This window comes from Agromyces intestinalis (assembly GCF_008365295.1).
Classification (GTDB): domain Bacteria; phylum Actinomycetota; class Actinomycetes; order Actinomycetales; family Microbacteriaceae; genus Agromyces; species Agromyces intestinalis.
Window position 1 is genome coordinate 1,693,775 of the sequence record NZ_CP043505.1, and the last position, 23,971, is coordinate 1,717,745.

A 23,971-nucleotide genomic window follows, 5' to 3' on the forward strand; every position below is an offset into this window, starting at 1 on the left:
TGATGCTCACGACCGGAGTCGCTGGGGCGATCCGGCTGGGGCCGGGGGGTCGCGTTTGCGCGAGCACGAACACGAGCACGCTGGAGCCACTCGATGGCACCCGAACCCGTGAGGAACGAACGATGACGACGACTTCCGAACCCACCCTGCGCGTCGCGCCCCGCGTCTGGCTCGGCGTACTGGCGCTGGTGATCTACCTGGCCGTCTTCTACGGCGTCTGGATCTTCAACGGCATCGACTACCTGCACATCGGCGACGACGAAGACACCCTCTTCAAGTGGTACTTCGCTCCGCTGCTCGCGGGAACGATCGTGATCACGATCGTCGTGTCGATCTACGGCTGGTGGCGTCCCTCGCTCTTCGAGACCCGCAAGCGCCTTCCCGGGTGGGTGTGGATCCTGCCGGGCCTGCTCGCCCTGGCCGCCGTCGCCAACCTCTTCGCGGGCGACACCTCGCGTCTCACGCCCACCATGCTGCTGCTGCTCGTCGCCGGCAGCGTGCTCGTGGGGTTCAACGAAGAGCTCGTCACCCGCGGGCAACTCGTCGTCGCGTTGCGCAGCCGGTTCGGCGAACTCGGCGTGTGGTTCTTCAGCACCCTGCTCTTCGGCTTGATCCACCTGCCCAACACGCTGTTCGGCACGGGGGTCGCGGGCATCTCGCAGGTCGGCATCACCTTCCTCATCGGCAGCGTGTTCTACCTGCTGCGCCGCGTCAGCGGCACGCTCATCTTCGCGATGGTGCTGCACGGGCTGTGGGATTTCTCGACCTTCGCCGCCGCGAAGGCGACCGACTTCGCCGGCTTCGGCGGTCTCGCCATCGGCATCGCGGCGGTCATCGTCGCCATCGTCCTGACCCGCAGGGAGAGCCGCGCCGACAAGGCCGCGCGCACGACGGCTGCGGCCTAGCCGGCCCGGCCGAGCCGGCCGCACCGACCGGGCGCTCAGGCCGGGCGCTCAGGCCGACGGCGACGCGCGGCCGTCGACGAGCAGCGCGGCCGAGCGCGCGAGGTGCTCGCGCAGCGCCTCGGCGCCGCGGCGCTGCACCGCCTCGAGCAGGTCGCGGTGCTCGGCCAGCAGCGCGTCGACGGTGTAGTGCGGGCGCACGTGCAGCAGGAACAGGCGCAGCTCGCTGCCCAGCGCGGCGTGCGCTTCGATGATGCGGGGGCTGCCGGATGCTTCGACGAGCGCCCGGTGGAAGTCGGCGTGGGCGGTCTCGACGTCGAGCCAGTCGGGGTCCGACTCGCCCGAGGCATCCGCATCGAGGCCGGCTTGCCCGGCCAGCGCCGCCAGCGTGTCGAGCGCCGCCTCCGCCGGGGCGAGCGCCTCGGCCGGCCAGACCGAGCCGTGCCGCTCGCCGGCGAGCCGCACCGCCTCGCACTCGAGCGCCATGCGCAGGTGCTGCAGCGCGAGGATGTCGTCGCCGTCGAAGCTCGTCACGCGCACGCCCCGGTAGGGGGCGGCGACCGCGAGCCGTTCGGCGGCCAGCCGGGCGAGCGCCGCGCGCACCGTGTGCCGCGAGGCGCCGAAGCGGGCGGCGAGTTGCTCTTCGCGCAGCGGGGTGCCGGGATCGAGTGCGCCGGTCAGGATCTCACCGCGCAGGTGCGCCGCGACGCGTCCGACCGCGGTGGAGCGGTCGGCGCGGCCGCGGGACTCGGCACGCATGCGGGCGGGTCAGGACTTGGTGGCGTTGCGCACCACGAGCCACACGATTCCGCCCGCGACGAGCACGACGCCGACCGCGGCCGCCGCGGCGGCGACCGGCTGCTCGTTCGCGAACCGACGCAGACGCACCCTGGCCCGATCGGTCGCCCGACCGACCTGCTTCGGCACGTTCAGCTTGTCTTCGAGCGCGTTCAGCGTGCCGGCGAAATCGGCGCGCGCCCGCTCGACCTGCAGCCGTGCCTGCAACCGGGTGAGGTTGCGTTCGTGCGCCTTCGCGTCGCGCTTGGGCAGGTTCGCCGCGCCCGCACCGCGGTCAACGGTGGTCATACTCGCCCGCCCCCTTCACCATGTCGACGTCGCGCTTGAGCGATTCGATCGACTCGAGCGGCTCGGCGCCGCGCTTGAAGCTGACGATGCCGATCCACACGAGGACGGCGATGATCAGCAGCAGGATGCCCGAGACGGTGAGCGCAGCCGCCCAAGCCGGCATCACGAGGGCGAGGGCGAGGATGCCGGTTGCGATGAGCGTGCCGAGCAGGAAGAGGCCGACGAACGCGGCGGCGGCCATGAGACCGGCGCCGATGCCGAAGTGCTTCGCCTTGTAGCTGAGCTCGGCCTTGATCTGATCGATCTCGGCGCGCACGAGGGTGGACACCCGGTCGGGCAGCTCGCCGATCAGTGTGAACAGCGAACGCTCGTCCTCGGTGGGTGCGGCCATGCGGTCACCTCCGGTGGTCTGGGTCGCAGATGTCAGTGGATCGCGGATGTCTCAGTGAACCAGCTTCGGGCGTCAGCCGTCGGATGCGGCGGGCTTGGCGCGGCTCGTTCGCTTCGCGCTGCTCGTCGACGACGTCGTGGACTTCGAGGCGGTGGAGCGGCCGGTCGACCTGGCCTTCTGCGCCTTCTGCGCCTTCTCTGCCTTTTCTGCAGCGTCGTCGACCGCGTCCGCGGCATCCTCGACCGCATCCGAAACGGTGTCGGCGGCGCGCGTGGCGGCATCCGACACACCCGTGGCCGCCTTCTGGGCCGCGCGCCGGAAGTCGGAGGCGCCGCCCCCGCTCGGCTTGGTGGCCGCCCCGATGAGCTGCTTGACGTTGTCGAGGACGGTGTCGCTCAGGTCGCCGACCTTCGACATCGCGAAGTCTTTGACCGTGCCGACGCCCTGCTGCACGGTGGGCTGGTTCCAGACGCCCTCGGCCGCGCGCTTGATCTGCTCGTAGCGTTCGCGGCCCGCTCGGGTGCCGAGCACGTACCCGACGCCGAGCCCGACGACGAAGAGGATCTTGCCCTTCATGTCCACCCCAATCCCGCCGCCCAGGGGAACGGCGACGTCTCTCCAGCGTAGACCCCGCACCACGCTGTGCAAGGGGGTTGCGCGGATTCATATGCCGCCGCGGCAATGCACGCGCCGTGCGCGCCCTGCGCGCCGTTCGCGGGTACGCGTGCGTCAGTCGGCGGTCGGGGCGTGGCCGTCCTGCACGGCGAGCTGACGGATGCGCCCGGCCGCCTCGCGGGCGTGCGGCACCACCGAGGCCAGCCCGGTGCCCGAGATCCACGAGCCCGTCGCCTCGATGCCCGGCTCGGCGGCGAGCGCGTCCTCGAGGGCGCGCACGCGTTCGCGCTGCCCGAGTGCGGCGTGCGAGAGCGCGTCGCGCCAGGCGGTGCGCCCCGATGCCCGCAGCATCGAGGCGTCGAGCGGCACGCCGAGCAGCGCCGACGCGTCGGCCAGCGCGAGTGCGGCGACGGCGTCGTCATCGAGTCCGTCGAGGGGGTTCGCGCCGCCCGCGCGACCGTACGACAGGCGCACGACCTGGCGGCCGCCGGCGGCCTCGGCGAGCCAGGGCCACTTCGCCGAAGCGTGCGTCAGCGCTTTGGCCGAGACCCCGGGCGTGCCCTCGGCGACGAGCACGCCGGTTCCACGCGGCGCGGAATCGAGGGCGGGCGCGTCGAGCACGAGGGTCACGAGCTCGACGGATGCCGCGGCCGGCCAGTCGCTCGCGTCGGCCCAGCCCTCGACCGCGTCGGTGAGGAGCCGCCGCGAGGTTCGGGCGGGCGCGGCGAGGATCGCGTACCGCGCGTCGACGACGACATCGCGATCGGGCGCGATCGCGCGGACGCGCCACCCGGCCCCGGCGTTCGACGCGGTGCCCGCCTCGCGGGGGGCGGTCGCCGCGCCGCGGGTCGTGCTCGTGCCGCCGGAGGCCTCGGTCGTGCCATCGGCGGTCGCGTCATCCCCTCGATGCCGTTCGAGACTCGTGACTTCGGCACCGGTGACGACCTCGACGCCGAACCGGTCGAGCTCGGCCACGAGCGCATCGACGAGCGTGTGCACGCCGCCTCGCAGCCCGAGCACCGCGCTGCCCGCACGGCGTGAAGCGACGAGCTGGGCGACGCCGCCCGAGAGCGACCCGGTGCGGGTCATCGCCTCGTTGAGTCCGGGTGCGACGACGTCGAGGTCGAGGTCGTCGGGGTTCGCCGAGTAGACGCCTGCTGAGATCGGCGTCACCAGGCGGTCGAGCACGGCCGCACCCATGCGCGAGCGCACGAGTCGACCGAGGCTGCGGGCACGGCCGATCCGCAGGATCGGCATGACCCGATCGGCATATGCGCGCCACGCGCCGCCCCAGCCGATGATGGCCCGCACGTCGTCGCCGAGCGGGTTCGCCGGGATTCCGAGCATGCCCGTCTTGGGCAGCGGCGCCGCAGCGACCTCGTCGCCGCGCCCCCAGACCAGCCAGGCGCCCACGGGGTTCGGCGACTCGACCCGGCCGCCGAGACCGAGACGTTCGACGAGCTCGGCGACCGAGCCGTTGCGGGTCGCGAACGACTCGGCGCCGGCGTCGAGCGCGAGCCCGTCGAGATCGATCCGCGCGACGCATCCGCCCAGCCGGTCGCGGCGCTCGAGCACCGTGACACGCAGCCCGATGCGCGCGCACTCGAGCGCGGCGACCAGGCCGGCAGCGCCGCCGCCCACGACGACCACGTCGGCCGAGCGGTGGTCGGGCTCGGCGGGCTCAGTCGGCTCGGCGGGCCGCGATGCGTCGGATGCCTCGGATGCCTCGCTCACGCGCCCGCCTCGTGCACGAGCTCGACCACCCGGGTCAATACGGTCGGGTCGGTTTCGGGCGGCACCCCGTGCCCGAGATTGAAGACGTGGCCGGGGGCGACCCGACCGCGGCGCAGCACATCGCGCACCGCCGCGTCGAGGACCGGCCACGGGGCGGCGAGCAGCGCCGGGTCGAGGTTGCCCTGCAGCGGGACCCCGTCGCCCACACGTGACGCGGCGACATCGAGCGGCACCCGGTAGTCGACGCCGACCGCATCGGCGCCGACGCCGCGCATCGCACCGAGCAGCTCGCCGGTTCCGACGCCGAAGTGGATCACGGGGACGTTCCGGGTGATGGCCTCACCCGAGGCATCCGTCGTCTCGTACGCGAGGTCGTGCACGAACGAGAGCGCCCGCGCCGAGGCGGGTGCGACGTGCTGCTCGTAGTCGGCGAGCGACAGCCCGCCGGCCCACGAGTCGAAGAGTTGCGCAGCCGAGGCGCCGGCGAGCACCTGGGTGCGCAGGAACCGACCGGTGAGCTCGGCAGTCCAGTGCATGAGGTCGCGCCACGCGCCCGGGTCGGCGTGCATGAGCGTGCGGGCAGCGAGGTGGTCTTTCGAGGGCCCGCCCTCGACGAGGTACGCGGCCAGGGTGAAAGGGGCGCCCGCGAATCCGATCAGGGCCGTCGCGCCGGTCTCGCGACCGGCGGGGGCCGTCGTGTTCAGCTCGGCGATCGTGCGCTCGACGGCCTCGGTGATCGGAGCGGCCTTCTCGTCGAGGCTCGCCGGATCGATGGCGGTGAGTTCGGCGATCGCCGCGGCATCCGCGTAGCCCGTGCCGAAGACCGGGCCGCGACCCGGCTGGATCTCGACGTCGACGCCGACCAGCTTCAGGGGCACCACGATGTCGCTGAAGAAGATGCCCGCATCGACGCGGTGCCGACGCACCGGCTGCAGCGTGATCTCGGCCGCCATCGCCGGGTCGAGGCACGCGTCGAGCATCCGCGTGCCGACCCGCAGGTCGCGGTACTCGGGCAGCGACCGGCCCGCCTGACGCATGAACCAGACCGGGGTCGTGTCGCTGCGCTCGCCGCGATAGGCGCGCACGAGTCGCGAATCCGAGGTGAGGCCGGCCGAGAGCGGATGCTGCGGAGGAAGGATCACCCGCACATTCTCGCCTACCGCGCTGAGAGCACGAGTTCGTCGAGAAGGTGTACGAACCGGGCCTCAGGGGTCTACAGTCGGGAAGGTCGTGCTCCCCACACGACGACGTGCGGCCGCCCCAGCCGCGCGCCTCCGAATCCCCCGGAGACCATCGTGACCGAAGACGTGTCACCCGCGCGACGAGCATTGCCCGTCATCGCCATCGGCCTGGCCGCTGCCGGGCTCATCGCCGTGCTCATCGGAGCCGGCCCCACCGTCGAGCGGGCGATCGCCCAGCTTCCGGGCGTGCCGTCGAACCGGGTCGGCCTGCTGCTCGTCGCGGCATCCGCCCTGGTGCTCGTGCTGCTCGCCCTGCGACGGCTGCGGCTGCACGCCCGCGACCGCACACGCCGTCGCGCGCTCGAATCGTCGCTCGGCGCGACCGTCACCACCAGCCTGCGCACCCCGATGCTCACGGCCGCGCTCGACGAGCTCGGGGGCGAGCACGGCCGGGTCGGTCCGCACTTCTCGATCGTCGCGGATGCCACGGGCATCGCGTTCTGGCGCGGCGGCCGACGCCCCCGCCGAGTTGGCGCGTTCGCGTGGCGCGAGATCCGGAGCATCCGGTGCGATCGCATCGCGGCCGGAGCCCGCAGCGTACCGGTCGCCGTGCTGCGCGTCCGTCGCGGCGGCTCGAGCCTCGAGGTGCCACTGCTGCTGGCGAGCGAACGCGCGTTCGGGTTCGCCCTGCCCGACGAGGCGTTCTTCGCGACCGTTCGCGGCTGGAAGGCGGAGCACCGCGCCGCGCTCGCCGCCGAGGGGCTCGAGCTGCCCCCGCTCACGTCGCCGATCCCGATCATCACGCCCGAGCAGCTCGCGGCCGCCGCCGCCGGCGGCATGCGTCGCTGACCGGCCGTGACCCTGTTCAGCAGCGCTTTCCACAGCTTGTAGAATCGTCCGGTGCTCATCTGCTTCACCGCGAGTCACAAGAACGCCGGGTTCGATCTGCTCGAGCGTCTCTCTGCGACGGCAGACGGCGCAGCGCGCCGTATGGTCACCGGCCACGACGCGGTGCAGGGCGCCGTCGTCGTGGCGACCTGCAACCGGTTCGAGGCCTACCTCGACCTCGACCGCCCCGAAGGCGAGTCGCCGGTCGACGCGGTGCACGGCGCCATCCGAGCCGTCGGCGAGGCGGCAGGGCTCGAGGCCGAGGCGCTGCGAACCACCTTCGGCTTCGCGCACGGCAACGCCGTCGCCGCGCATCTGTTCGCCGTGGCATCCGGGCTCGAGTCCGTCGTCGTCGGCGAGGGCGAGATCGCCGGCCAGGTGCGCCGCTCGCTCGAGTCCGCCCGCCGCGACGGCACGACCACGCCCGAACTCGAGCGGCTGTTCCAGCGCGCATCGCAGACCTCGCGCAAGGTGAAGAACCGCACCGGCATCGGCCGCGAGGGCCGCTCGCTCGTGCGCCTCGCGCTCGAGCTCGCCGAGAGCCGGGTCACCGACTGGGCGAAGACCCGGGTTCTGCTGGTCGGAACCGGCCGGTACGCGGGCGCCTCGCTGGCCGCGCTGCGCGATCGCGGGGTCACGGATGTCTCGGTGTACTCGCCCTCTGGTCGCGGTGCGAAGTTCGCGCACTCGCACGACCTGCCCGTCGTCGCCGCCGACGACTACGCCCGCGCCGCCGCGGCGGCCGAGGTGATCGTCACCTGCACCACCGCCGACACGCACGTGCTCGACCGCGCCGTCCTCGCCGAGGGCCGCGAACTGCTCGCCCGCGAGACGTCGCTGCCCACCATCGGCGCCGTCGACGTCGCGCCCGAGATCGAACGGCGCCAGCTCGTGATCGACCTCGGTCTGCCCCGCAACGTCGCAGCCGACATCGCCGAGATCGTCGGCGTCGAACTGCTCGACCTCGAGACGATCAAGTTCCACGCCCCGATGGAGGAGTTCGGCTCCACCGACGAGGCGCGCGAGATCGTCACCCGCGCCGCCCGCAAGTTCGGCGACGTGGCCGAAGAGCTCGATCTCGCTCCCACCGTGGTCGCGCTGCGCTCGCACGTGTTCGACCTGCTCGACGGCGAGATCGAGCGCGCCCGCTCGCGCGGCGACGTCGACGGCCGGGTCGAAGAGGCACTGCGGCATATGGCCGGCCGCCTGCTGCACACGCCGATGGTGCGGTCGCGCGAGTACGCGCGCGACGGCGAGCAGCGGGCGTTCATCGACGCGGTCGAGGCGCTCTTCGGTGTGCGCGCCGCCGAATCGGATGCCGCCGGCCCCGCCGAGGCATCCGAGCAAGCCGACCGCCACCCCCGCCGCGACGCCTCCTGACCCGCCGCGCTCGCCCCGCGCCCATGCCGTTGCCTGGCGCAGGAGATCGGGCTGCTTCCTGGGTGGGCAGCACCCCTGGGTCCTGATCTCCTGCGCGATGCAACTGCGGGGGCCGCGGCGCGGTCCGCGGCGCGTGGGTCGGCGGTGCGCGGTAGCGTCGAGGGATGCCCTCGACCGACGCCCCCGACCTGCGCCTGCCCTACGACGCGACGGTGTTGTTCGAGGCACCGCTGCGCACCGAACGGCTCGTGCTGCGCCCGCTCGGCGAATCCGACGCATGGGACGTATGGCAGTACCAGCGGCTTCCCGAGGTGCTGCGGTACATCCCGTGGCCCGAGCGCACCCGCGACGAGGGCTTCGCCCACACCGCCAAGCGCGCAGGCGTGCGCCGGCTCGAGCGCGACGAAGACGCCGTGTTCTTCGCGATGGAGCTCGTCGGCGAGGCGACGACCGACCCCGCCGCCGGTGACGCCGCCCGAGACCGCGTGATCGGCGACGTCATGCTGCGGCTCTCGAACGTGCAGCACGCCCAGCTCGAGATCGGGTGGGTCGTGCATCCCGACTTCCAGGGCCGCGGGTTGGCGGCCGAGGCGGCCGGCGCGATCCTCGACATCGCCTTCCGAGATCTGCGCGCCCACCGGGTGCACGCGCAGCTCGACGCCCGCAACGAGGCATCCGCGCGCCTCTGCGAACGACTCGGCATGCGGCACGAGGCGACCCTCCGCGAAGAGGAGTACCACGACGGCGAGTGGGAGGACACCTCGGTCTACGCCCTCCTCCGCCGCGAGTGGCTCCCCCGGCGCTGACCCCACCCCCGCCCCACACCCCCGACCAAGGTCGATTCGCGTCAGCGAGGCGCCTCTGCCCGGCACTCGGTCGCACAAATCGACCTTGATTGCGAGGGTGGCCGTGCAGCCGGCCGTGTAGGGTCTCCTCTGTGCATGCATCCGTTCGTCAGGAGGTCGTCGGCGTCCGCGCCGACCTGAGATGACCGCGCCCCGGGGCTGCGCCTGAGGCGCGGCCTCGTTCGCGTACCCGCCGCGCGCCCGCACGCCCGCGCCGGGGCATCCCTTCCGACCGACGAGAGAGAGGCGCGCCGCCACGGCCGCCGGAGAGACATCCATGCACGCCATCACCGAAGCGACCATCCGCGCATCGTTCGTGAACGCCTCCAAGCGCGAACGCAGCATCCTGACCCTGCCCGAGGGCTTCGCCGAACTCGAGTGGGACCGACTCGACTACCTCGGCTGGCGCGACCGCAAGCTGCCGCAGCAGGCGTACGTCGTCGCGATCATCGACGGCGAGCCGGTCGGCATCCTGCTGCGGCTGGCCGACGGCCGCATCCGCACCCGGCCGCAGTGTTCGTGGTGCGAAGACGTGCACCTGCCGAACGACGTCGTGTTCTACACGGCGAGGCGCGCGGGCGAGGCCGGGCGCCGCGGCGACACCATCGGCACGCTCGTGTGCGCCGGGTTCGAGTGCTCGCGCAACGTACGCAAGCTGCCGCCGCTCGCGTACACCGGGTTCGACCGCGAGGCGGCACGGCAGCGGCGCATCGAGGCGCTGCGCGAGCATGTCACGGCGTTCGTGCGCGACGTGCGCGACGGCGTGCGCTGAGCGGGCACGTGCCGCACTGAAGCAGATTTGCGCGACTGAGGCTCGAACGAAACGGGCTCGGTCGCGCAAATCTGCCTCCGTCGCGCGGGCGGGGGCGCCCCGCCGCGCTACGCGCCGATGAGGCGCGTGGCGAGAAAGGCCTGCAGGCCGTCGAGCGGCACGCGCTCCTGCTGCATGGTGTCGCGGCCGCGCACGGTGACCGCGTGATCGTCGAGCGAGTCGAAGTCGACGGTGATGCAGAACGGGGTGCCGATCTCGTCTTGGCGGCGGTAGCGGCGGCCGATCGCGCCGGCGTCGTCGAAGTCGACGTTCCAGTACTTGCGCAGGTTCGCGGCGAGCTCGCGGGCGACCGGCGAGAGCCGCTCGTTGCGGCTGAGCGGCAGCACAGCCGCCTTCACCGGCGCGAGGCGCGGGTCGAGCTTCAAGACGGTGCGGGTGTCGGTGCCGCCCTTCGCGTTCGGCACCTCCTCGACGTGATACGCGTCGACGAGGAACGCCATGAGCGAGCGGGTCAGGCCCGCCGCGGGCTCGATCACGTACGGCACCCAGCGCTCGTTCTTGGCCTGATCGAAGTACGACAGGTCTTTGCCCGAGTGCTGCGAGTGGGTGGTCAGGTCGAAGTCGGTGCGGTTCGCGACACCCTCGAGCTCGCCCCAGTCGCCGCCGGCGAATCCGAATTTGTACTCGATGTCGACGGTGCGCTTCGAGTAGTGGCTGAGCTTCTCTTTCGGGTGCTCGAAGAGGCGCAGATTCTCGGGGTCGATGCCGAGGTCGACGTACCAGGCGAAGCGCTGGTCGATCCAGTACTGGTGCCACTGTTCGTCGGTGCCGGGTTCGACGAAGAACTCCATCTCCATCTGCTCGAACTCGCGGGTTCGGAAGATGAAATTGCCGGGCGTGATCTCGTTGCGGAAGCTCTTGCCGATCTGACCGATGCCGAACGGCGGCTTCATGCGCGCCGCCTGCAGCACGTTCGCGAAGTTCACGAAGATGCCCTGCGCCGTCTCGGGGCGCAGGTAGTGCAGGCCCGACTCGTCGTCGACGACGCCGAGGTAGGTCTTCAAGAGGCCCGAGAACGCGCGCGGCTCGGTCCACTGGCCACGGGTGCCGCAGTTGGTGCAGACGATCTCGGCGAGGCCGCCGACGGGCTCGCGGCCCTTCTTCTCTTCGAACTCCTCGAGGAGGTGGTCTTCGCGGTAGCGCTTGTGGCAGTGCAGGCACTCGACGAGCGGGTCGGTGAAGACCTCGACATGGCCGGATGCCTCCCATACCGCCTTGGGCAGGATGACGCTGGAGTCGAGGCCGACGACGTCGTCACGGCCCTGCACCATCGACTGCCACCACTGCTTCTTGATGTTCTCCTTCAGCGCGACGCCGAGAGGGCCGTAATCCCACGCCGACCGGGATCCGCCGTAGATCTCACCCGCCTGGAACACGAACCCGCGGTGCTGGGCGAGCGTGATGACGGAATCGAGACGGCTGGGTGCGGCCATGGTGGCTCCAATGGGGCATGCGGCGGAATGGGTGCGCGACGTGCGCGAGGCGCGACGTGCGCTGACCACCATCCTATGCGCGGCGTGCCGCGCCGCTCACCGCCGGGAGGGGGCACCTCGTTCGACCAGAGCGACGAGCCGTCGGCACGGATCTGCTCTGCGGCCGCTATCGAACGGCCGCGATCGAACGGGGCGATCGAACGGGGCGATCGGGGGAAACGGCCGACGCGGTGTCGACCGCCACGATGACCCGCGCGCGTCGACCTAGGTGACTGCACCACCCCGCCAGACGTGACCAGTTCGGGGGCGCTTCCGCGTCGATCCCCGGCCTGTCGCGCGGCGCGCGCTACCCTGAGGCCACGTTCGGGAACGGGGGAACCGATCGTGTGGGACTCGCTGCTCGAGATGCGCATCGTCGACGATGCGTTCCTGTTCACGTGGTACATCGTGAGCGGGGTCCTCGTGCTGTACCTGCTGGCGAAGCAGTGGAGCATCCGCTGGTTTCTCGTCGCGTTCCTGGTGCTGTTCGTCGGCGCCCTGATCGGCGGCGCCGTGGTGTGGGTCGCGGTGAACGTGCTCAACGCGTTCGGGGGCCCCGTGATCGACGAGGTCTGGCTGTGGACGCCGGCGGCGTTCGCGGCGATCGGGCTCGCGATCTTCAACCTCTGGGGGTCGCGGTGGTGGCGCAAGATCATCGCCGTGCTCGCGGTCGGCGTCTTCGCGCTGACGGCGGTGTTCGCGATCAACGCGGCCTACGGCATCAACCGCACGCTCGGCGCGCTGCTGCACATCAGCACGGCCGACCCGATCACACCGGTGCCGCCGCCGACCGACCCGGCGACGCCCGCACCCGAGGGGCCGCTCTACTCGTGGTGGCAGGCGCCAGAGGACCTGCCGGCGACCGGCGTGCTCGGCGAGGTCGAGGGCGGCATCCCGAACGACGTCTCGGGGTTCCCCGCCCGCCCCGCGCAGCTCTACCTGCCGCCGGCCGCGCTCGTCGAGAACGCGCCCCGCCTGCCGCTCGTCATCTTCATGATGGGCCAACCCGGCGACCCCGACGGGTCGTTCATCGCCGAGACGCTCGAGGAGTACCAGGCCGACCACGCCGGGCTCGCGCCGATCGCGCTCATCGTCGACCAGCTGTCCGATCCGTCGCTCGATCCGCTGTGCCTCGACACCGAGATGGGCAACGTCGAGACGTACGTCATGCAGGACGTCGTGCCGTGGGCGAGGGCGAACCTCAACGTGCAGGCCGAGCCGCGGTTCTGGACGGTCGGCGGGTACTCGAACGGCGGGCAGTGCGCGACCTCGTTCGGGGCCAAGTACCCCGAGGTGTTCGGCAACATCCTGTCGATCTCGGGCGAGGAGTTCCCCGGCGCCGATGACACGTCGTCGACGCTCGTGAACGTGTTCGGCGGCAACCAGGCCGCGTACGACGCGGCGAAGCCGGCCAACATCATGGCCGAGAAGGCGCCCTACCCCGATTCGTGGGCGGTGTTCACGGTCGGATCGGAGGACGGCCGCTACGCCGAGGGCGTCGAGCGCAACGCGGCCGCGGCCGAGCAGGCCGGCATGCAGGTGAGCGTGCTCATCGTCGACGGCGCCGGGCACCTCGTCGACGCCCTCGTCGGCGGGCTCCACGAGGGCTTCGGTGTGCTCTACCCGCGGCTCGAGCTCGCGCCGCCGCCCGAGCCCGAGGTCGAGCCCGCCGAGTGAGGGCGGGCCGTAGGCTGGCAGGATGCCCCTCCCCGACCTGCTCGTCTCCGCGATCGCGCTCGTGCGCGACCGACGCGTGCTGATGGTCACCGCCCGCGGGCGCGACGTGCACTACATGCCCGGCGGCAAGATCGACCCCGGCGAGACCGCCGCAGAGGCCGCCTCGCGCGAGGCGTTCGAGGAGGTCGCGCTCGAGCTCGATCCCGACCAGCTGCACGAGCTCTTCGAAGTGCGCACGCTGGCGCACGGCGAGCCCGACGGCCGGCACGTGCGCATGCGGGTCTTCCGGGCGGTGACGGATGCCTCGCCGCGGGCGTCGGCCGAGGTCGGTGCCCTGCACTGGGTCACGACGGCCGATGCCGACCGCTGCCCGCCCGCCGGCCGCGAGGTGCTGCGCCTGCTGGCCCAGGCGGATCTCATCGACTGACGCGGTCGACGAAGGACGCCGTCACGGGGTCTCGATACGGTCGCTGCGCTCCCTACTCGACCAGCGGGTGGGGGCGCAGCGCGTCGGGGCCCAAGTCGGCCGGGCTCGTGTATCCCGCGAGGCCCAGCGTGAGGTCGAACTCGGCGATCGCGTTGCGCACGACCTCGCTGACGCCGGTCGCCCCGGCGATCGCGAGGCCGTAGGCGTAGGGGCGCCCGAGCCCGACCGCCGTCGCCCCGAGCGACAGCGCGATGACCGCGTCGGCACCGCCCCGCACCCCCGAGTCGAGCAGGATCGGCACGCGTCCGGCGACCCGTTCGGCGATCGCGGGCAGTGCCGAGATGGTCGGCACCGACCGGTCGACCTGGCGGCCGCCGTGGTTCGACACGACGATGCCGTCCATGCCCGCGTCGACGGCGCGCTCGGCGTCTTCGGGGTGCAGTACGCCCTTCAGCAGCACGGGCAGGTCGGTCCACTCGCGCACCTTGGCGATGTCGTCCCACGTGAGCGACGGGTCGGCGAACACGTCGAGGAACGTCTCGACCGCGGCACGCGGCAGCGGGGATCGCAGCGCGTCGGCGAGCCCGCCGTCGACGAGCCCGGCGCGCCTCGCTTCGCGCGCCATGCCGACGGCGGCCGCCACGGATTTGGCGTTCACCTTCACCGCGGGCGCCGCGGCGTCGCTCACGCCCCGCTTCACCCGTTCGCGCACCAGGTCGGCGAAGACCGGGTCGCTCGTGTACTGCGCGATGCCTTGGCCGCGGGTGAACGGCAGGAACGCGAGGTCGAGATCACGGGTGCGCCAGCCGAGCAGGTGGGTATCGAGGGTGATCACGATCGCTTCGCACCCGGATGCCTCGGCCCGCCGCAGGAACGACGCATTCAGGTCGTCCGATGCACTCCAGTACAGCTGGAACCACCGCGCGCCGCCGCCCATCGCCGCCACGACCTCCTCCATCGGTCGCGACGCCTGATTCGACAGGATGTACGGCACGTCGAGCGCCGCCGCCGCCCGGCCGACGGCGACGTCGGCGTCGCGGTGCGCGAGCTCCATCACGCCGAGGGGCGCGAGCACGAAGGGGGTCGCACGACGGCGGCCGAGCAGGTCGATCGACAGGTCGCGCTCCGCGACATCCCGCAGCACCCGCGGAATCACCTGCCACCGACCGAATGCCTCGACGTTCGCGGCCATGGTGTGCTCGGCGCCCGCGCCGCCGGCGAGGTACGCGAACGCGTCGGCCGACAGCGCCCGCCGCGCGCCCTGCTCGAGGCCGGCGAAGGTCGACGGCACGGCGGGCCGGGTACCGCTGATGCCCGCGCGGTAGACCGCCGATTGCACGCCGCGCGCGTACCCGCGCGAGGTATCGAGTCGTGCCATGGGACCTCCTCGTCCGGGTGCCGACGGCCTCACTCTAACGGCCCCTCGGCCAGCCCTAGACTGCGGGAATGGCGCAGAACCGGTGGTTCCGAGCGGGCGTCTGGATCGCCGACTATTGCTGGGCCGGCGCCGCGCAGCTCGCGACGCCGTTCGCAGGGCGACCGCCGCGACGCTGGCTGCACGGCGACGACGGGCTGCCAGAGGTCATTGTGGTGCCCGGCGTCTACGAGCGCTGGTCGTTTCTGCGCGGCGTCGGCGAACGGATGCATCGTGCCGGTCATCGGGTGCGCGTGCTGCACGGGCTCGGCATCAATCGTGCACCCATCGGCGACACCGGCGAGAAGCTCACGCGGGCGCTCGCACGGATGCCCCGCCCCGCTGCCGGCCGAATCGTCGTGGGGCATAGCAAGGGCGGGCTGATCGGCAAGTACCTGCTCATTCGCGAGGCCGACGGGAACGCGGGCGACCTCGGACTGCTCGGCGTCGTCGCCATCGCCGCACCGTTCGCCGGCACCCGCCGCGCCCGGCTGCTGCGCGGCGACCCCGGCGTGCGCGAGTTCCTTCCGGATGCCCCGATCATCCTGACCCTCGGTGAGGCGTCGACCGTGAACGGGCGCATCGTGTCGATCTTCGGCCCGTACGACCCGCACATCCCCGACGGCAGCGAACTGCCCGGGGCGACGAACATCCTCGTGCCGCGGTCGGGGCACTTCCGCGTGCTCGGTGCACGTGAGACCGCCGACGCGGTGCTGCAGGGTCTCGTGCTGCTGCGCGAATCGGCGTCGGCATGACGACAGCGGGGCCGGCATCCGCCGGCCCCGCCTCGTATCGAGCTGCTCGAGCGCGTCAGCGCTGAGCGAGCGCCGAGCGGCGACGCACGACGATCAGCGCGCCGGCACCGAGCACCAGCAGCGCGAGCGCAGCCGTGCCGATGCCGAGGTCGATGCCGGTCTCGGCGAGCTGGTTGCCGGAGGCCTCGGCAGCCGCGGGCGTGCCCGCAGCGGGCGCCTCGGGGTCGACGGGCGCCGGGGCCGGCGCCTCGACGATCTGCACCCAGCCCTCGGCAACGCGGCCACTGGTGTCGCCGTCTGCGTAGAGCTGCAGGTAGTCGCCGACCTGGGCACCCTCGAGGGCGCCGCCGAACGTGCCGGCACCCGAGTCGTCGGCGTCGACCGCGTCTTCGATCGCGTCGACGAGTTCGCCGTCGCGGAAGAGGCCGATGCCGTAGTACACAGCCTCACCCGCGGTGAAGCCGGCGAAGGTCGCCGTCACGCCGCCCGCGACCTGCTCGGGCGTGAGTTCAGCCGCGACGGAGAGCGAGGCACCCTCGGTGATCGTGAGGTCGATGCGGTTCGACCACAGCCAGGGCTCGCCCTCGGTGATCTGCTGGCCGACGCTGACGACGTAGCGCGGGTAGCCGTTCTCGCCGGCAACCTGGGTGGCGCCGCTCGGCACCACGACGGTGTCGATCGTGCCATCGGCGGCGACGGTGACGGTGGTGCCCCACAGCTGGCCGCCGCCGTTCTCGCCCATCGAGCCGATCGAGAGTTCGGCCGTCGGCACGGTGCCGTCGAAGCCGGAGCCCGTGATGCGGAACCCGTCTTCCCAGTCGCCGGCGGGGAAGGTGGTGCGGTCGAGCGAGATGACGGGGTCGTCGGCAGCGGCGGCGGGCGACGCGGCGGCGACGCCGGCCAGGACGAGCCCTGCGGCGGCGGCGAGGGCGCCGACGCGCAAGCGGAAGGTGGAAGTGGCCACAGATGGTCCTTCGGTGTAGGGATCGGACAGGGATGCGACGGAAGCCCGATGGACCCCCGCCGAGCCACCCTAGCGAAACGGACGCCCGCTCCCACATGGGGAGGTCTCCCCTGTGGAGAACTCGCGCGTGGCGTCAGTGCACGTACTCGAGGAGGTCGGCGCCGACCTGCCGCATGCCGTCGAGCACCGCGAGTCGGCTCGACAGGCCCGTGTCGGCGAAGTACGTCGACACCGCGTACGCGACGCCGGCGCGAGGCCCGCGCAGCACGCCGACCTCGCTGCGCACGCCGCCGTCGGTTCCGGTCTTGTTCATGAGCAGCACGTTGTGGTCGGGCATGCGGTGCGCGAGCGGGTCGAGGCCGAACGCGGACGCCACCATCGAGAGGTCGGTGTTCAACGAGAGCCAGCCGACGACCCGCTGCGACACCTCGGGGCTCACGATCTCGCCGCGCGCGAGCGACGCGAACAGCCAGGTCAGCTCTTTCGCCGAGCCGATCGAGAGCTGGGGCGCGTCATCGGGACCGCGGTGGTCGCGCACCAGGTCGAGCAGGGCGGTGCGCGTGAGGCCGAGCGTCTCGGTACGGGCACGCACCGCCTCGAGGCCGACATGCCGCAACAGCACGTTCGTCGCGAGGTTGTCGCTCGACGCACCGATGAGCGCGGCGAGGTCGGCGATCGGCAGCGACGGCGACTGCAGGTGCTGCCAGATGCCCGAGTCGCCGACGGCGTCGCGCGGTGCGCGGTCGAGCACGGTGAACGACTCGGAGCTCGGCCCCGTGAGGCGGGAGGCGACCTCGACGAGCAGCAGCACCTTGCCGATCGACGCGGTCGGCATGACCACGTGGTCGTCGACCGAGAACAGCACGCGCCCGGTGGCGAGGTCGGTCGCGCGCGCCGAGACCTGCACGCCGGCGATCGCGAGTTCGCCGAGCGCATTGAACCCGCGCGAGAAGTTCTCGGCCGGCTCGTCGGCGACGTACTTGCCCCGCCGTATCGAGGCGTGCCGAGCCCGACGCTCGGATCCCTGCGACGAGGTCACCACGGTGGCACGTTCCCTCTCTGGCGGACGGCGCTCCCCCGCCGCATCGCGGCACGCTCGTGATGGTTCGGTCGGACTCTGCTGTGAGACTGCGGCGGCTACCAGATCGAGACTCGCCGGCTCTCGTCGAGCCAGAGCGCATCGTCGGGGGTGACGCCGAATCCAGTGTAGAACTCGTCGATGTTGCGAACGATCTGGTTGCACCGGAACTCGTTCGGCGAGTGCGGGTCGATCGCGAGCAGCCGCACCACCTCTTCGTCGCGGACCTTCAGCTGCCACGCCTGCGCCCACGAGAGGAAGAACCGCTGCGCCCCGGTGAACCCGTCGATCACGGGCGGCTCCTGCCCGTCGAGCGAGATCAGGTAGGCCTTCCACGCGATCGCGAGGCCACCGAGATCGCCGATGTTCTCGCCGATGGTGAGTGCACCGTTCACGTGCGGGGCGGATGCCTCGCCGGCACCCTCGGCCGAAGCATCCGCGTCGGTCGGGGCATCCGGGGCATCCGAGGCATCCGAGTCATCCGAAGCATCCGCCAGCTGCGCCGGAACCAGCGCGTCGTACTGCGCGATGAGCGCCTCGGTGCGCGCCTCGAAGGCGGCGCGGTCGTCGGCCGTCCACCAGTCGGTGAGGCGCCCGTCGCCGTCGTACTTCGAGCCCTGGTCGTCGAAGCCGTGGCCGATCTCGTGCCCGATGACCGCGCCGATCGCGCCGTAGTTCGCCGCCGCGTCGCGCTCGGGTGTGAAGAACGGGAACTGCAGGATGGCCGCGGGGAAGACGATCTCGTTGAACCCCGGGTTGTAGTACGCGTTGATGGTCTGCGGGGTCATGAACCACTCGTCGCGGTCGATCGGCTTGCCGATCTTGCCGAGCCCGCGGTTGAACTCGAACTCGGCGGTCGCCCGCACGTTGCCGACCAGGTCGCCCGGCGTGACCGCGAGCGACGAGTAGTCGCGCCACTTCACCGGGTAGCCGATCTTCGGCGTGAACTTGGCGAGCTTGTCGAGGGCGCGGCGCTTGGTCTCCTCGCCCATCCAGTCGAGGTCGACGATCGACTGCCGGTACGCCTCGACGAGGTTGGCGACCAGGTCGTCCATCGCCTCCTTCGCGGCCGGCGGGAAGTGCCGCTCGACGTAGATGCGGCCGACCGCCTCGCCCATCGCGCCCTCGACGAGCGAGACGCCCCGCTTCCAGCGCTCGCGCAGCTGCGGCGTGCCGGTGAGGGTGCGGCCGTAGAAGTCGAAGTTGGCCTCGACGAAGTCGCTCGACAGGTAGGCGGCGTTCGAGCGGATCACCTGCCAGGCCAGCCAGTCGCGCCACGCGTCGATGCGGTCGGCGGTGAGGAGCCGCCCCAGCCCCTCGACGAACGAGGGCTGGCGCACCACGAGCTCGGTGAACGCGCCCTCGGGCACGCCCATCGCGTCGCGCCAGATCACCAGGTCGGGCGCAACGGACGCATCGGATGCCTCGGCCGAGCCGGATGCCGCGGCGACGACGTCGGCCCAGGGCGTGAGGTTGTAGGTCTTCTCGCTGTCGCGCGACTCGACGTTCGTCCAGTGCGCCGCAGCGATCGCGGTCTCGAGTTCGAACACGCGCTGCGCCCGGGCGGCGGGCTCGTCGAGACCGGCGAGGCGGAGCATCCGCTCGAGGTGCGCGAGGTACGCCTCGCGCACCGGAGCGAACCGCTCTTCGCGGAAGTAGCTCTCGTCGGGCAGGCCGATGCCGCCCTGCTCGACGAAGACCAGGTAGCGTTCGGGGTCACCCGGGTCGTTGTCGACGAAGAGCTGCACGAAGCCGCTCACGCCCTGCCGCTCGAACCGCCCGACGGCGGCGAGCAGACCCGGCACGTCGGCGACGGCCGCCGCCTCGGCCAGCAGCGGCGCGATGGGCTCGGCGCCGAGCTGCTCGACCCGCGCCTCGTCCATGAAGCTCGCGTAGAGGTCGCCGACCTTGCGCGCCTCGGTGCCGGGCTCGGCCTGCTGCGCCTCGACGATGATGTCGCGCACCGCCTGCTCGGCCTCTTCGTGCAGCACGATGAACGACCCGTAGCGGGCCTTGTCGGCGGGGATCTCGGTGCGCGCGATCCACTTGCCGTTGACGTGACGGAACAGGTCGTCCTGCGGGCGCACGTCCTCGTCGAGTTCGTCGAGCGTGATGCCGGAGATGCCGGAGGTGAGCGAGACGTCGGTCATCGTCCCAGCCTACGCATCGCGGCCGACGATCCGGATGTGCGTTCGCACTGGTTGGATGGAGTCTCGAACGAGGGAACCGACATGAACACCGTGCTGAACATCATCTGGGTCGTGCTCGCCGGCATCTGGCTGTGGATCAGCTACGTGCTGGTCGGCATCGTCATGTGCGTGCTGATCGTGACCATCCCGTGGGGCATCGCGGCGTTCCGCATCGCGGGGTACGCGATCTGGCCGTTCGGGCGGCGGGTCGTGCAGAAGCCGACCTCGGGCGCGTGGTCGTTCATCGGCAACGTCATCTGGGTGATCCTCGCGGGCTGGTGGCTCGCGCTCGAGCACATCCTGACGGGCGTGCTGCTGTGCATCACGATCATCGGCATCCCGCTCGGCATTGCGAACTTCAAGCTGGTGCCGGTCTCGCTCGCACCGCTCGGCAAGGAGATCGTCGCGGCGTGAGCCGCGGATGCCCCGCCCGGTGTTTCCGTTCGCGCGGGAGGTTTCCGTTCGGATGGAAACGCCGGGCGCAATGGGAAACACTCGGCGCGGCATCCGCCCGTACGGTGGGAGGATCGTGACCATCTCCACCACCGTCGACCGTGACATCCTGCGCCTCGCGGTGCCCGCGCTCGGTTCGCTGATCGCCGAGCCGCTGTTCCTGCTGGCCGACACCGCGATGGTCGGGCATCTCGGTGTCGCGCCGCTGGCCGGGCTGGGGCTCGCCGGCGCGGTGCTGCAGACGATCATCGGGCTCATGGTCTTCCTCGCGTACGCGACGACCCCGGCGGTCGCGCGGCGACTCGGCCTCGGCGACGAGCGCGGCGCCGTCGCCGCGGGGCTCGACGGGCTGTGGCTCGCAGCCGCGCTCGGCGCCGTGCTCGCGGTCGCCGGGTGGTTCGCGAGCCCGTGGCTGGTCGGGCTGTTCGGGGCATCCGACGCCGTCGCCGAGCAGGCGATCACCTACCTGACGATCTCGATGGCGGGCCTGCCCGCCATGCTCATCGTGTTCGCCGCGACCGGCCTGCTGCGCGGACTGCAGGACACCCGCACGCCGCTCTGGGTCGCCGGCATCGGGTTCGCCGCGAACATCGCCCTCAACTACGTGTTCATCTACGTGCTCGGCCTCGGCATCGCGGGGTCGGCGATCGGCACGGTCGTGGCGCAGTGGGGCATGGTCGCGGTGTACCTCGTGATCTCGGCGCGCCACGCGGTGCGCACGGGCGCGAACCCGTGGCCGCACCGCGCCGGGCTGCTGCGGGGCGCCGTGTCGGGCGGGTGGCTGTTCCTGCGCACCGCGAGCCTGCGCGCCGCACTGCTGCTGTCAACCTGGTCGGCGACCGCGCTCGGACCCGACGAACTGGCCGCCTACCAGGTCGCGATCTCGATCTACTTCACGCTCGGGTTCGCGCTCGACGCGCTCGCGATCGCCGCGCAGGCGCTCATCGGCAAGGGACTCGGGGCCGGAGACGTCGCGCAGGTGCGAGCCGTGCTGCGGCGCTGCCTGCAATGGGGCCTCGCCTCCGGTGCGGCGATCGGCCTGGTCGTGATCGCGACCGCGTGGGTGCTGCCCGGCCTGTTCACGTCGTCGGCGACGGTCGCCGCGCTGCTGCCGCCGGCGCTCGTGGTGCTCGGCATCTCGGCGCCGCTCGGCGGTGTCGTGTTCGTGCTCGACGGCGTGCTCATCGGCGCGGGCGATGCGCGCTACCTCGCGTGGACGGGCCTCGTGAACTTCGCGGCCTACGTGCCGCTCGCGCTCGGCGCGGTGTGGTGGGCCGGTTCCGCCGGGCTGCCGGGCGCGGTCGCACTCGCCTGGCTCATGGCCGCGTTCGCGATCGGATACCTCGCCGCCCGCGCCGTGACGCTCGGCCTGCGGGCTCGGGGCCGGAAGTGGATGGTGGTCGGGGCCTGATGGTGCCCCTCGAGAGAGCGGATGACGAGACTCGAACTCGCGACCCTCACCTTGGCAAGGTGATGCGCTACCAACTGCGCCACATCCGCGTACCGCCCGGCTGAGCCCGGCGACGAGGTTCGATGCTACCGGATCTCTCGACCGCCGCCGAACCGGTCAGGCCGTGCGCGGCGCGGCGGTGGTGTCGCCGATGTGCAGCGTGCTCGTGAACGCGACCGATTCGGGCGCCTCGCCCGCGAGCATGCGCACCACCGCCTCGCCGGCCGCCCGGCCCTTGTCGGCCGACGGCTGGTCGAGCGTGGTGAGGTCGTGCTGCAGGCCGTCGACGCGGATGCCGTCGAAGCCGAGCACGCTCAGGTCGCCGGGCACGGTGAGGCCCCGCTCCTCGGCGGCGCGGATGACGCCGGCGGCGAGCAGGTCGCTCTGCGCGATGATCGCGGTCGGGCGCTCGACGGCGGGCAGGTCGAGCAGCGGCCTCGCCGCCTCCCTCCCCTCCTCGATCGAACTGCCCGCGGCGGCGATCGCGGGCGCGTCGGGGAACACGCTGCGCGCGCCCGCGAGTCGCTCGAGCGTCACCGCGGTCGTCGCGCGGGCGACCAGGTCGTCGGTGACGACGCCGCGCGTGCGATCGGCGTCGAACGGCAGCGTGACGATGCCGACCCGGCGGTGACCGAGGTGGTGCAGGTAGTCGGCGCCGCGCCGGGTCGCCTGCTCGTTGTCGATGGTGATCTCGGGGATCTCGCTGCCGGGCGCGCCCTCGATGGCCACGGTCGGGATGCCCCGCCGCCGAAGCGCCTCGACCGAGGCATCCAATCGTGGGCTGCAGCCGATCAGCACGACCGCGTCGACGGGCGCGTTCTCGATGGAGACCGGGGCATCGCCGTCGCCGGCGTCGGTGAACAGCAGCAGGCCGGCGCCGAGCGGTGCGATGCCCTCGGCGATGCCGTCGAGGGTGCGGATCTTCACCGGGTCGAGGAACGCCGCGCGCACGCGCTCTTCGAGCACGACGCCCACGATGCCGCTGCGCCCGCGTCGCAGCGAGCGGGCGCGCGGGTCGGGCCCCGCGTAGTCGAGTTCGGCAGCGGCGGCGAGCACGCGCTCCTTCGTGGCATCCGACACCGGACCCGATCCGCTGAACGCGAGCGAGGCCGTCGAGGCCGAGACTCCGGCGCGCGCGGCCACATCGGCCAGGGTCGGATGTCTCGGAGCGGTGTCGGAGCCCATGCCCCGTAGTGTAAGCCATCCGCCTCGAATCGATTCGAGTGACCAACCCCTTTCGTCGGGGACGCTCGTTGCCGTTCGGCGCCGCGGCGAGCGACGACAAGCGTCCCCGACGGTGGTGGGCGGACGACAAGCGTCCCCGACGGTGGTGGGGCCGACAACAAGCGTCCCCGACGGTGGTGGGCGGGAGGGAATCCGTGCAGCGCGCCTAGGCTGGGCGGCATGCCCACCGCCCTCATCACCGGCGCGAGCTCGGGACTCGGCGTCGAGTTCGCCCGACAGCTCGCCGCCTCGGGCGCCGACCTCGTCCTCGTCGCGCGCGACCGCGCCGCCCTCGATCGCGTCGCCGAGGCCGTGCGCGCCGCAAGCGGTGTCCGCGTCGAGGTGCTCGCCGCCGACCTGCTGAAGCCGAGAGACCTCGCGCGCGTCGTGGCGCGCGTCGCCGACGCCGAGCGCCCGATCGACCTGCTCGTGAACAACGCCGGGTTCGGGTTGCCCCTCGACTTCGCCCGCAACGACGTCGATGACGAGGTACGCCACCTCGAGTTGCACGTCGAGGTGCCGATGCGGCTCAGCCACGCCGCGCTCGGCGCCATGCTCGCCCGCGGGCGCGGGCGGATCGTGAACATCGCGTCCGTCGCGGGGTTCGTGCCTCGCTCGACGTATGGCGCCTGCAAGGGGTGGTTGATCTCGTTCAGCCGATGGGCGAACGGGCGATACGGGCCCGATGGCGTGACCACGACCGCGATCTGCCCGGGGTTCACGCACACGAACTTCCATGAGCGGATGGGTCTGCCGCCCGGCCAGGAGGGCGTGCCCGGGCCGATGTGGCTCGACGCGAAGCAGGTCGTGCGCGAGGGCCTGCGCGACGTCGCGCGCGGCAAGGCCGTGTCGGTGCCCTCGCTGCGGTACCGCGTGCTCGTCGGGCTCACCCGGCTCGCGCCGCCGTCGCTCGCGGCACGAATCGGCGAGCGCGGACGCTGACGCCTGACCCGTCCCGTGACCCGCTCGCGCCGAAATGTCGGACGCCTGCCGCGACGCTCCGTCGAGTCACAC

23 protein-coding genes and 1 tRNA gene are annotated in these 23,971 nt (G+C 72.1%); 11 read left to right on the plus strand and 13 right to left on the minus strand.

Annotation, left to right across the window (positions count from 1 at the left end; genetic code table 11):
• The first annotated feature begins 122 nt into the window (after positions 1-122).
• Positions 123-905 (plus strand): CPBP family intramembrane glutamic endopeptidase, encoded by a 783-nt coding sequence (locus FLP10_RS07810; protein WP_168209133.1) that lies wholly within the window; start codon positions 123-125, stop codon positions 903-905.
• Between the two features lie 48 nt (positions 906-953).
• Here the strand turns inward: FLP10_RS07810 and FLP10_RS07815 are convergent, their stop codons facing one another.
• The 6 genes from FLP10_RS07815 to hemE form a co-directional block, all read right to left on the minus strand.
• On the minus strand, positions 954-1,661 hold the full coding sequence (locus FLP10_RS07815) for a GntR family transcriptional regulator (RefSeq protein WP_149160355.1): 708 nt from the start codon (positions 1,659-1,661) through the stop codon (positions 954-956).
• A gap of 9 nt (positions 1,662-1,670) precedes the next feature.
• Complete coding sequence (locus tag FLP10_RS07820; RefSeq protein WP_149160356.1) at positions 1,671-1,988, minus strand: DUF3618 domain-containing protein; 318 nt, start codon at positions 1,986-1,988, stop codon at positions 1,671-1,673.
• Positions 1,975-2,379, minus strand: coding sequence for a phage holin family protein (locus FLP10_RS07825; RefSeq protein ID WP_149160357.1), 405 nt, complete (start codon positions 2,377-2,379; stop codon positions 1,975-1,977). The genes FLP10_RS07820 and FLP10_RS07825 overlap by 14 nt, the downstream gene beginning before the upstream one ends.
• 72 nt (positions 2,380-2,451) lie before the next feature.
• Entirely contained in the window at positions 2,452-2,955 is a 504-nt protein-coding gene (locus tag FLP10_RS17555; RefSeq protein WP_210418504.1) for a hypothetical protein, read from the minus strand.
• A 153-nt stretch (positions 2,956-3,108) separates the two neighbouring features.
• Positions 3,109-4,728 carry a protoporphyrinogen/coproporphyrinogen oxidase gene (locus tag FLP10_RS07835; protein WP_210418505.1) on the minus strand — a complete coding sequence of 540 codons (1,620 nt, stop codon included), beginning with the start codon at positions 4,726-4,728 and terminating at the stop codon, positions 3,109-3,111.
• Entirely contained in the window at positions 4,725-5,870 is a 1,146-nt protein-coding gene (hemE, locus tag FLP10_RS07840) for a uroporphyrinogen decarboxylase (RefSeq protein ID WP_168209134.1), read from the minus strand. The genes FLP10_RS07835 and hemE overlap by 4 nt, the downstream gene beginning before the upstream one ends.
• Positions 5,871-6,023: 153 nt before the next feature.
• Between hemE and FLP10_RS07845 the strand changes: the two genes are divergently transcribed.
• The 4 genes from FLP10_RS07845 to FLP10_RS07860 all read left to right on the plus strand — a co-directional run bounded on the left by FLP10_RS07845 (position 6,024) and on the right by FLP10_RS07860 (position 9,794).
• Positions 6,024-6,758 carry a hypothetical protein gene (locus tag FLP10_RS07845; protein WP_149160360.1) on the plus strand — a complete coding sequence of 245 codons (735 nt, stop codon included), beginning with the start codon at positions 6,024-6,026 and terminating at the stop codon, positions 6,756-6,758.
• A 51-nt stretch (positions 6,759-6,809) separates the two neighbouring features.
• Positions 6,810-8,177 carry a glutamyl-tRNA reductase gene (locus tag FLP10_RS07850; RefSeq protein ID WP_149160361.1) on the plus strand — a complete coding sequence of 456 codons (1,368 nt, stop codon included), beginning with the start codon at positions 6,810-6,812 and terminating at the stop codon, positions 8,175-8,177.
• Between the two features lie 164 nt (positions 8,178-8,341).
• Positions 8,342-8,983, plus strand: a complete 642-nt coding sequence (locus tag FLP10_RS07855) for a GNAT family N-acetyltransferase (protein ID WP_149160362.1) — start codon at positions 8,342-8,344, stop codon at positions 8,981-8,983.
• Between the two features lie 316 nt (positions 8,984-9,299).
• Entirely contained in the window at positions 9,300-9,794 is a 495-nt protein-coding gene (locus tag FLP10_RS07860) for an FBP domain-containing protein (RefSeq protein ID WP_149160363.1), read from the plus strand.
• A 107-nt stretch (positions 9,795-9,901) separates the two neighbouring features.
• Here FLP10_RS07860 and FLP10_RS07865 read toward each other — a convergent pair whose 3' ends face one another.
• Complete coding sequence (locus FLP10_RS07865) at positions 9,902-11,287, minus strand: glycine--tRNA ligase (protein WP_149160364.1); 1,386 nt, start codon at positions 11,285-11,287, stop codon at positions 9,902-9,904.
• Between the two features lie 384 nt (positions 11,288-11,671).
• Here FLP10_RS07865 and FLP10_RS07870 point away from each other — a divergent pair, with 384 nt between their 5' ends.
• Entirely contained in the window at positions 11,672-13,003 is a 1,332-nt protein-coding gene (locus tag FLP10_RS07870; RefSeq protein WP_149160365.1) for an alpha/beta hydrolase-fold protein, read from the plus strand.
• Positions 13,004-13,025: 22 nt separating this feature from the next.
• A complete protein-coding gene (locus FLP10_RS07875) occupies positions 13,026-13,430 on the plus strand; it encodes an NUDIX hydrolase (protein WP_149160366.1) in 405 nt (134 codons plus the stop codon).
• 52 nt (positions 13,431-13,482) lie between these two features.
• On the opposite strand, the gene FLP10_RS07880 is transcribed toward FLP10_RS07875, so the two are convergent.
• Positions 13,483-14,808, minus strand: coding sequence for an alpha-hydroxy-acid oxidizing protein (locus tag FLP10_RS07880; protein WP_149160367.1), 1,326 nt, complete (start codon positions 14,806-14,808; stop codon positions 13,483-13,485).
• A gap of 68 nt (positions 14,809-14,876) precedes the next feature.
• On the opposite strand from FLP10_RS07880, the gene FLP10_RS07885 reads away from it, so the two are divergent.
• On the plus strand, positions 14,877-15,599 hold the full coding sequence (locus FLP10_RS07885) for an esterase/lipase family protein (protein ID WP_149160368.1): 723 nt from the start codon (positions 14,877-14,879) through the stop codon (positions 15,597-15,599).
• 55 nt (positions 15,600-15,654) lie between these two features.
• Here the strand turns inward: FLP10_RS07885 and FLP10_RS07890 are convergent, their stop codons facing one another.
• The 3 genes from FLP10_RS07890 to FLP10_RS07900 all read right to left on the minus strand — a co-directional run bounded on the left by FLP10_RS07890 (position 15,655) and on the right by FLP10_RS07900 (position 19,791).
• A complete protein-coding gene (locus FLP10_RS07890; protein ID WP_149160369.1) occupies positions 15,655-16,563 on the minus strand; it encodes a hypothetical protein in 909 nt (302 codons plus the stop codon).
• Positions 16,564-16,696: 133 nt separating this feature from the next.
• A complete protein-coding gene (locus FLP10_RS07895; protein ID WP_149160370.1) occupies positions 16,697-17,605 on the minus strand; it encodes a serine hydrolase in 909 nt (302 codons plus the stop codon).
• A 95-nt stretch (positions 17,606-17,700) separates the two neighbouring features.
• Positions 17,701-19,791: a M13 family metallopeptidase gene (locus FLP10_RS07900; protein WP_149160371.1), complete on the minus strand. Its 2,091-nt coding sequence runs from the start codon at positions 19,789-19,791 to the stop codon at positions 17,701-17,703.
• A gap of 81 nt (positions 19,792-19,872) precedes the next feature.
• Here FLP10_RS07900 and FLP10_RS07905 point away from each other — a divergent pair, with 81 nt between their 5' ends.
• Together FLP10_RS07905 and FLP10_RS07910 are read left to right on the plus strand one after the other, a co-directional pair.
• Positions 19,873-20,244, plus strand: coding sequence for a YccF domain-containing protein (locus FLP10_RS07905; RefSeq protein WP_149160372.1), 372 nt, complete (start codon positions 19,873-19,875; stop codon positions 20,242-20,244).
• Positions 20,245-20,359: 115 nt separating this feature from the next.
• A complete protein-coding gene (locus tag FLP10_RS07910) occupies positions 20,360-21,694 on the plus strand; it encodes an MATE family efflux transporter (protein WP_246150289.1) in 1,335 nt (444 codons plus the stop codon).
• 16 nt (positions 21,695-21,710) lie between these two features.
• On the opposite strand, the gene FLP10_RS07915 is transcribed toward FLP10_RS07910, so the two are convergent.
• A tRNA-Gly gene (locus FLP10_RS07915) sits at positions 21,711-21,783 on the minus strand.
• A 67-nt stretch (positions 21,784-21,850) separates the two neighbouring features.
• Positions 21,851-22,918: a LacI family DNA-binding transcriptional regulator gene (locus tag FLP10_RS07920; RefSeq protein ID WP_149160374.1), complete on the minus strand. Its 1,068-nt coding sequence runs from the start codon at positions 22,916-22,918 to the stop codon at positions 21,851-21,853.
• 219 nt (positions 22,919-23,137) lie between these two features.
• On the opposite strand from FLP10_RS07920, the gene FLP10_RS07925 reads away from it, so the two are divergent.
• Positions 23,138-23,899 (plus strand): SDR family NAD(P)-dependent oxidoreductase, encoded by a 762-nt coding sequence (locus tag FLP10_RS07925; RefSeq protein WP_149160375.1) that lies wholly within the window; start codon positions 23,138-23,140, stop codon positions 23,897-23,899.
• Positions 23,900-23,971: the final 72 nt, after the last annotated feature.

Bases quoted from the DNA above. Each gene is read 5' to 3' on its own strand.
- FLP10_RS07810 (WP_168209133.1), top strand. From the start codon at position 123: ATGACGACGACTTCCGAACCCACCCTGCGCGTCGCGCCCCGCGTCTGG.
- FLP10_RS07815 (WP_149160355.1), bottom strand. From the start codon at position 1,661: ATGCGTGCCGAGTCCCGCGGCCGCGCCGACCGCTCCACCGCGGTCGGA.
- FLP10_RS07820 (WP_149160356.1), bottom strand. From the start codon at position 1,988: ATGACCACCGTTGACCGCGGTGCGGGCGCGGCGAACCTGCCCAAGCGC.
- FLP10_RS07825 (WP_149160357.1), bottom strand. From the start codon at position 2,379: ATGGCCGCACCCACCGAGGACGAGCGTTCGCTGTTCACACTGATCGGC.
- FLP10_RS17555 (WP_210418504.1), bottom strand. From the start codon at position 2,955: ATGAAGGGCAAGATCCTCTTCGTCGTCGGGCTCGGCGTCGGGTACGTG.
- FLP10_RS07855 (WP_149160362.1), top strand. From the start codon at position 8,342: ATGCCCTCGACCGACGCCCCCGACCTGCGCCTGCCCTACGACGCGACG.
- FLP10_RS07860 (WP_149160363.1), top strand. From the start codon at position 9,300: ATGCACGCCATCACCGAAGCGACCATCCGCGCATCGTTCGTGAACGCC.
- FLP10_RS07865 (WP_149160364.1), bottom strand. From the start codon at position 11,287: ATGGCCGCACCCAGCCGTCTCGATTCCGTCATCACGCTCGCCCAGCAC.
- FLP10_RS07875 (WP_149160366.1), top strand. From the start codon at position 13,026: ATGCCCCTCCCCGACCTGCTCGTCTCCGCGATCGCGCTCGTGCGCGAC.
- FLP10_RS07880 (WP_149160367.1), bottom strand. From the start codon at position 14,808: ATGGCACGACTCGATACCTCGCGCGGGTACGCGCGCGGCGTGCAATCG.
- FLP10_RS07885 (WP_149160368.1), top strand. From the start codon at position 14,877: ATGGCGCAGAACCGGTGGTTCCGAGCGGGCGTCTGGATCGCCGACTAT.
- FLP10_RS07900 (WP_149160371.1), bottom strand. From the start codon at position 19,791: ATGACCGACGTCTCGCTCACCTCCGGCATCTCCGGCATCACGCTCGAC.
- FLP10_RS07905 (WP_149160372.1), top strand. From the start codon at position 19,873: ATGAACACCGTGCTGAACATCATCTGGGTCGTGCTCGCCGGCATCTGG.
- FLP10_RS07920 (WP_149160374.1), bottom strand. From the start codon at position 22,918: ATGGGCTCCGACACCGCTCCGAGACATCCGACCCTGGCCGATGTGGCC.
- FLP10_RS07925 (WP_149160375.1), top strand. From the start codon at position 23,138: ATGCCCACCGCCCTCATCACCGGCGCGAGCTCGGGACTCGGCGTCGAG.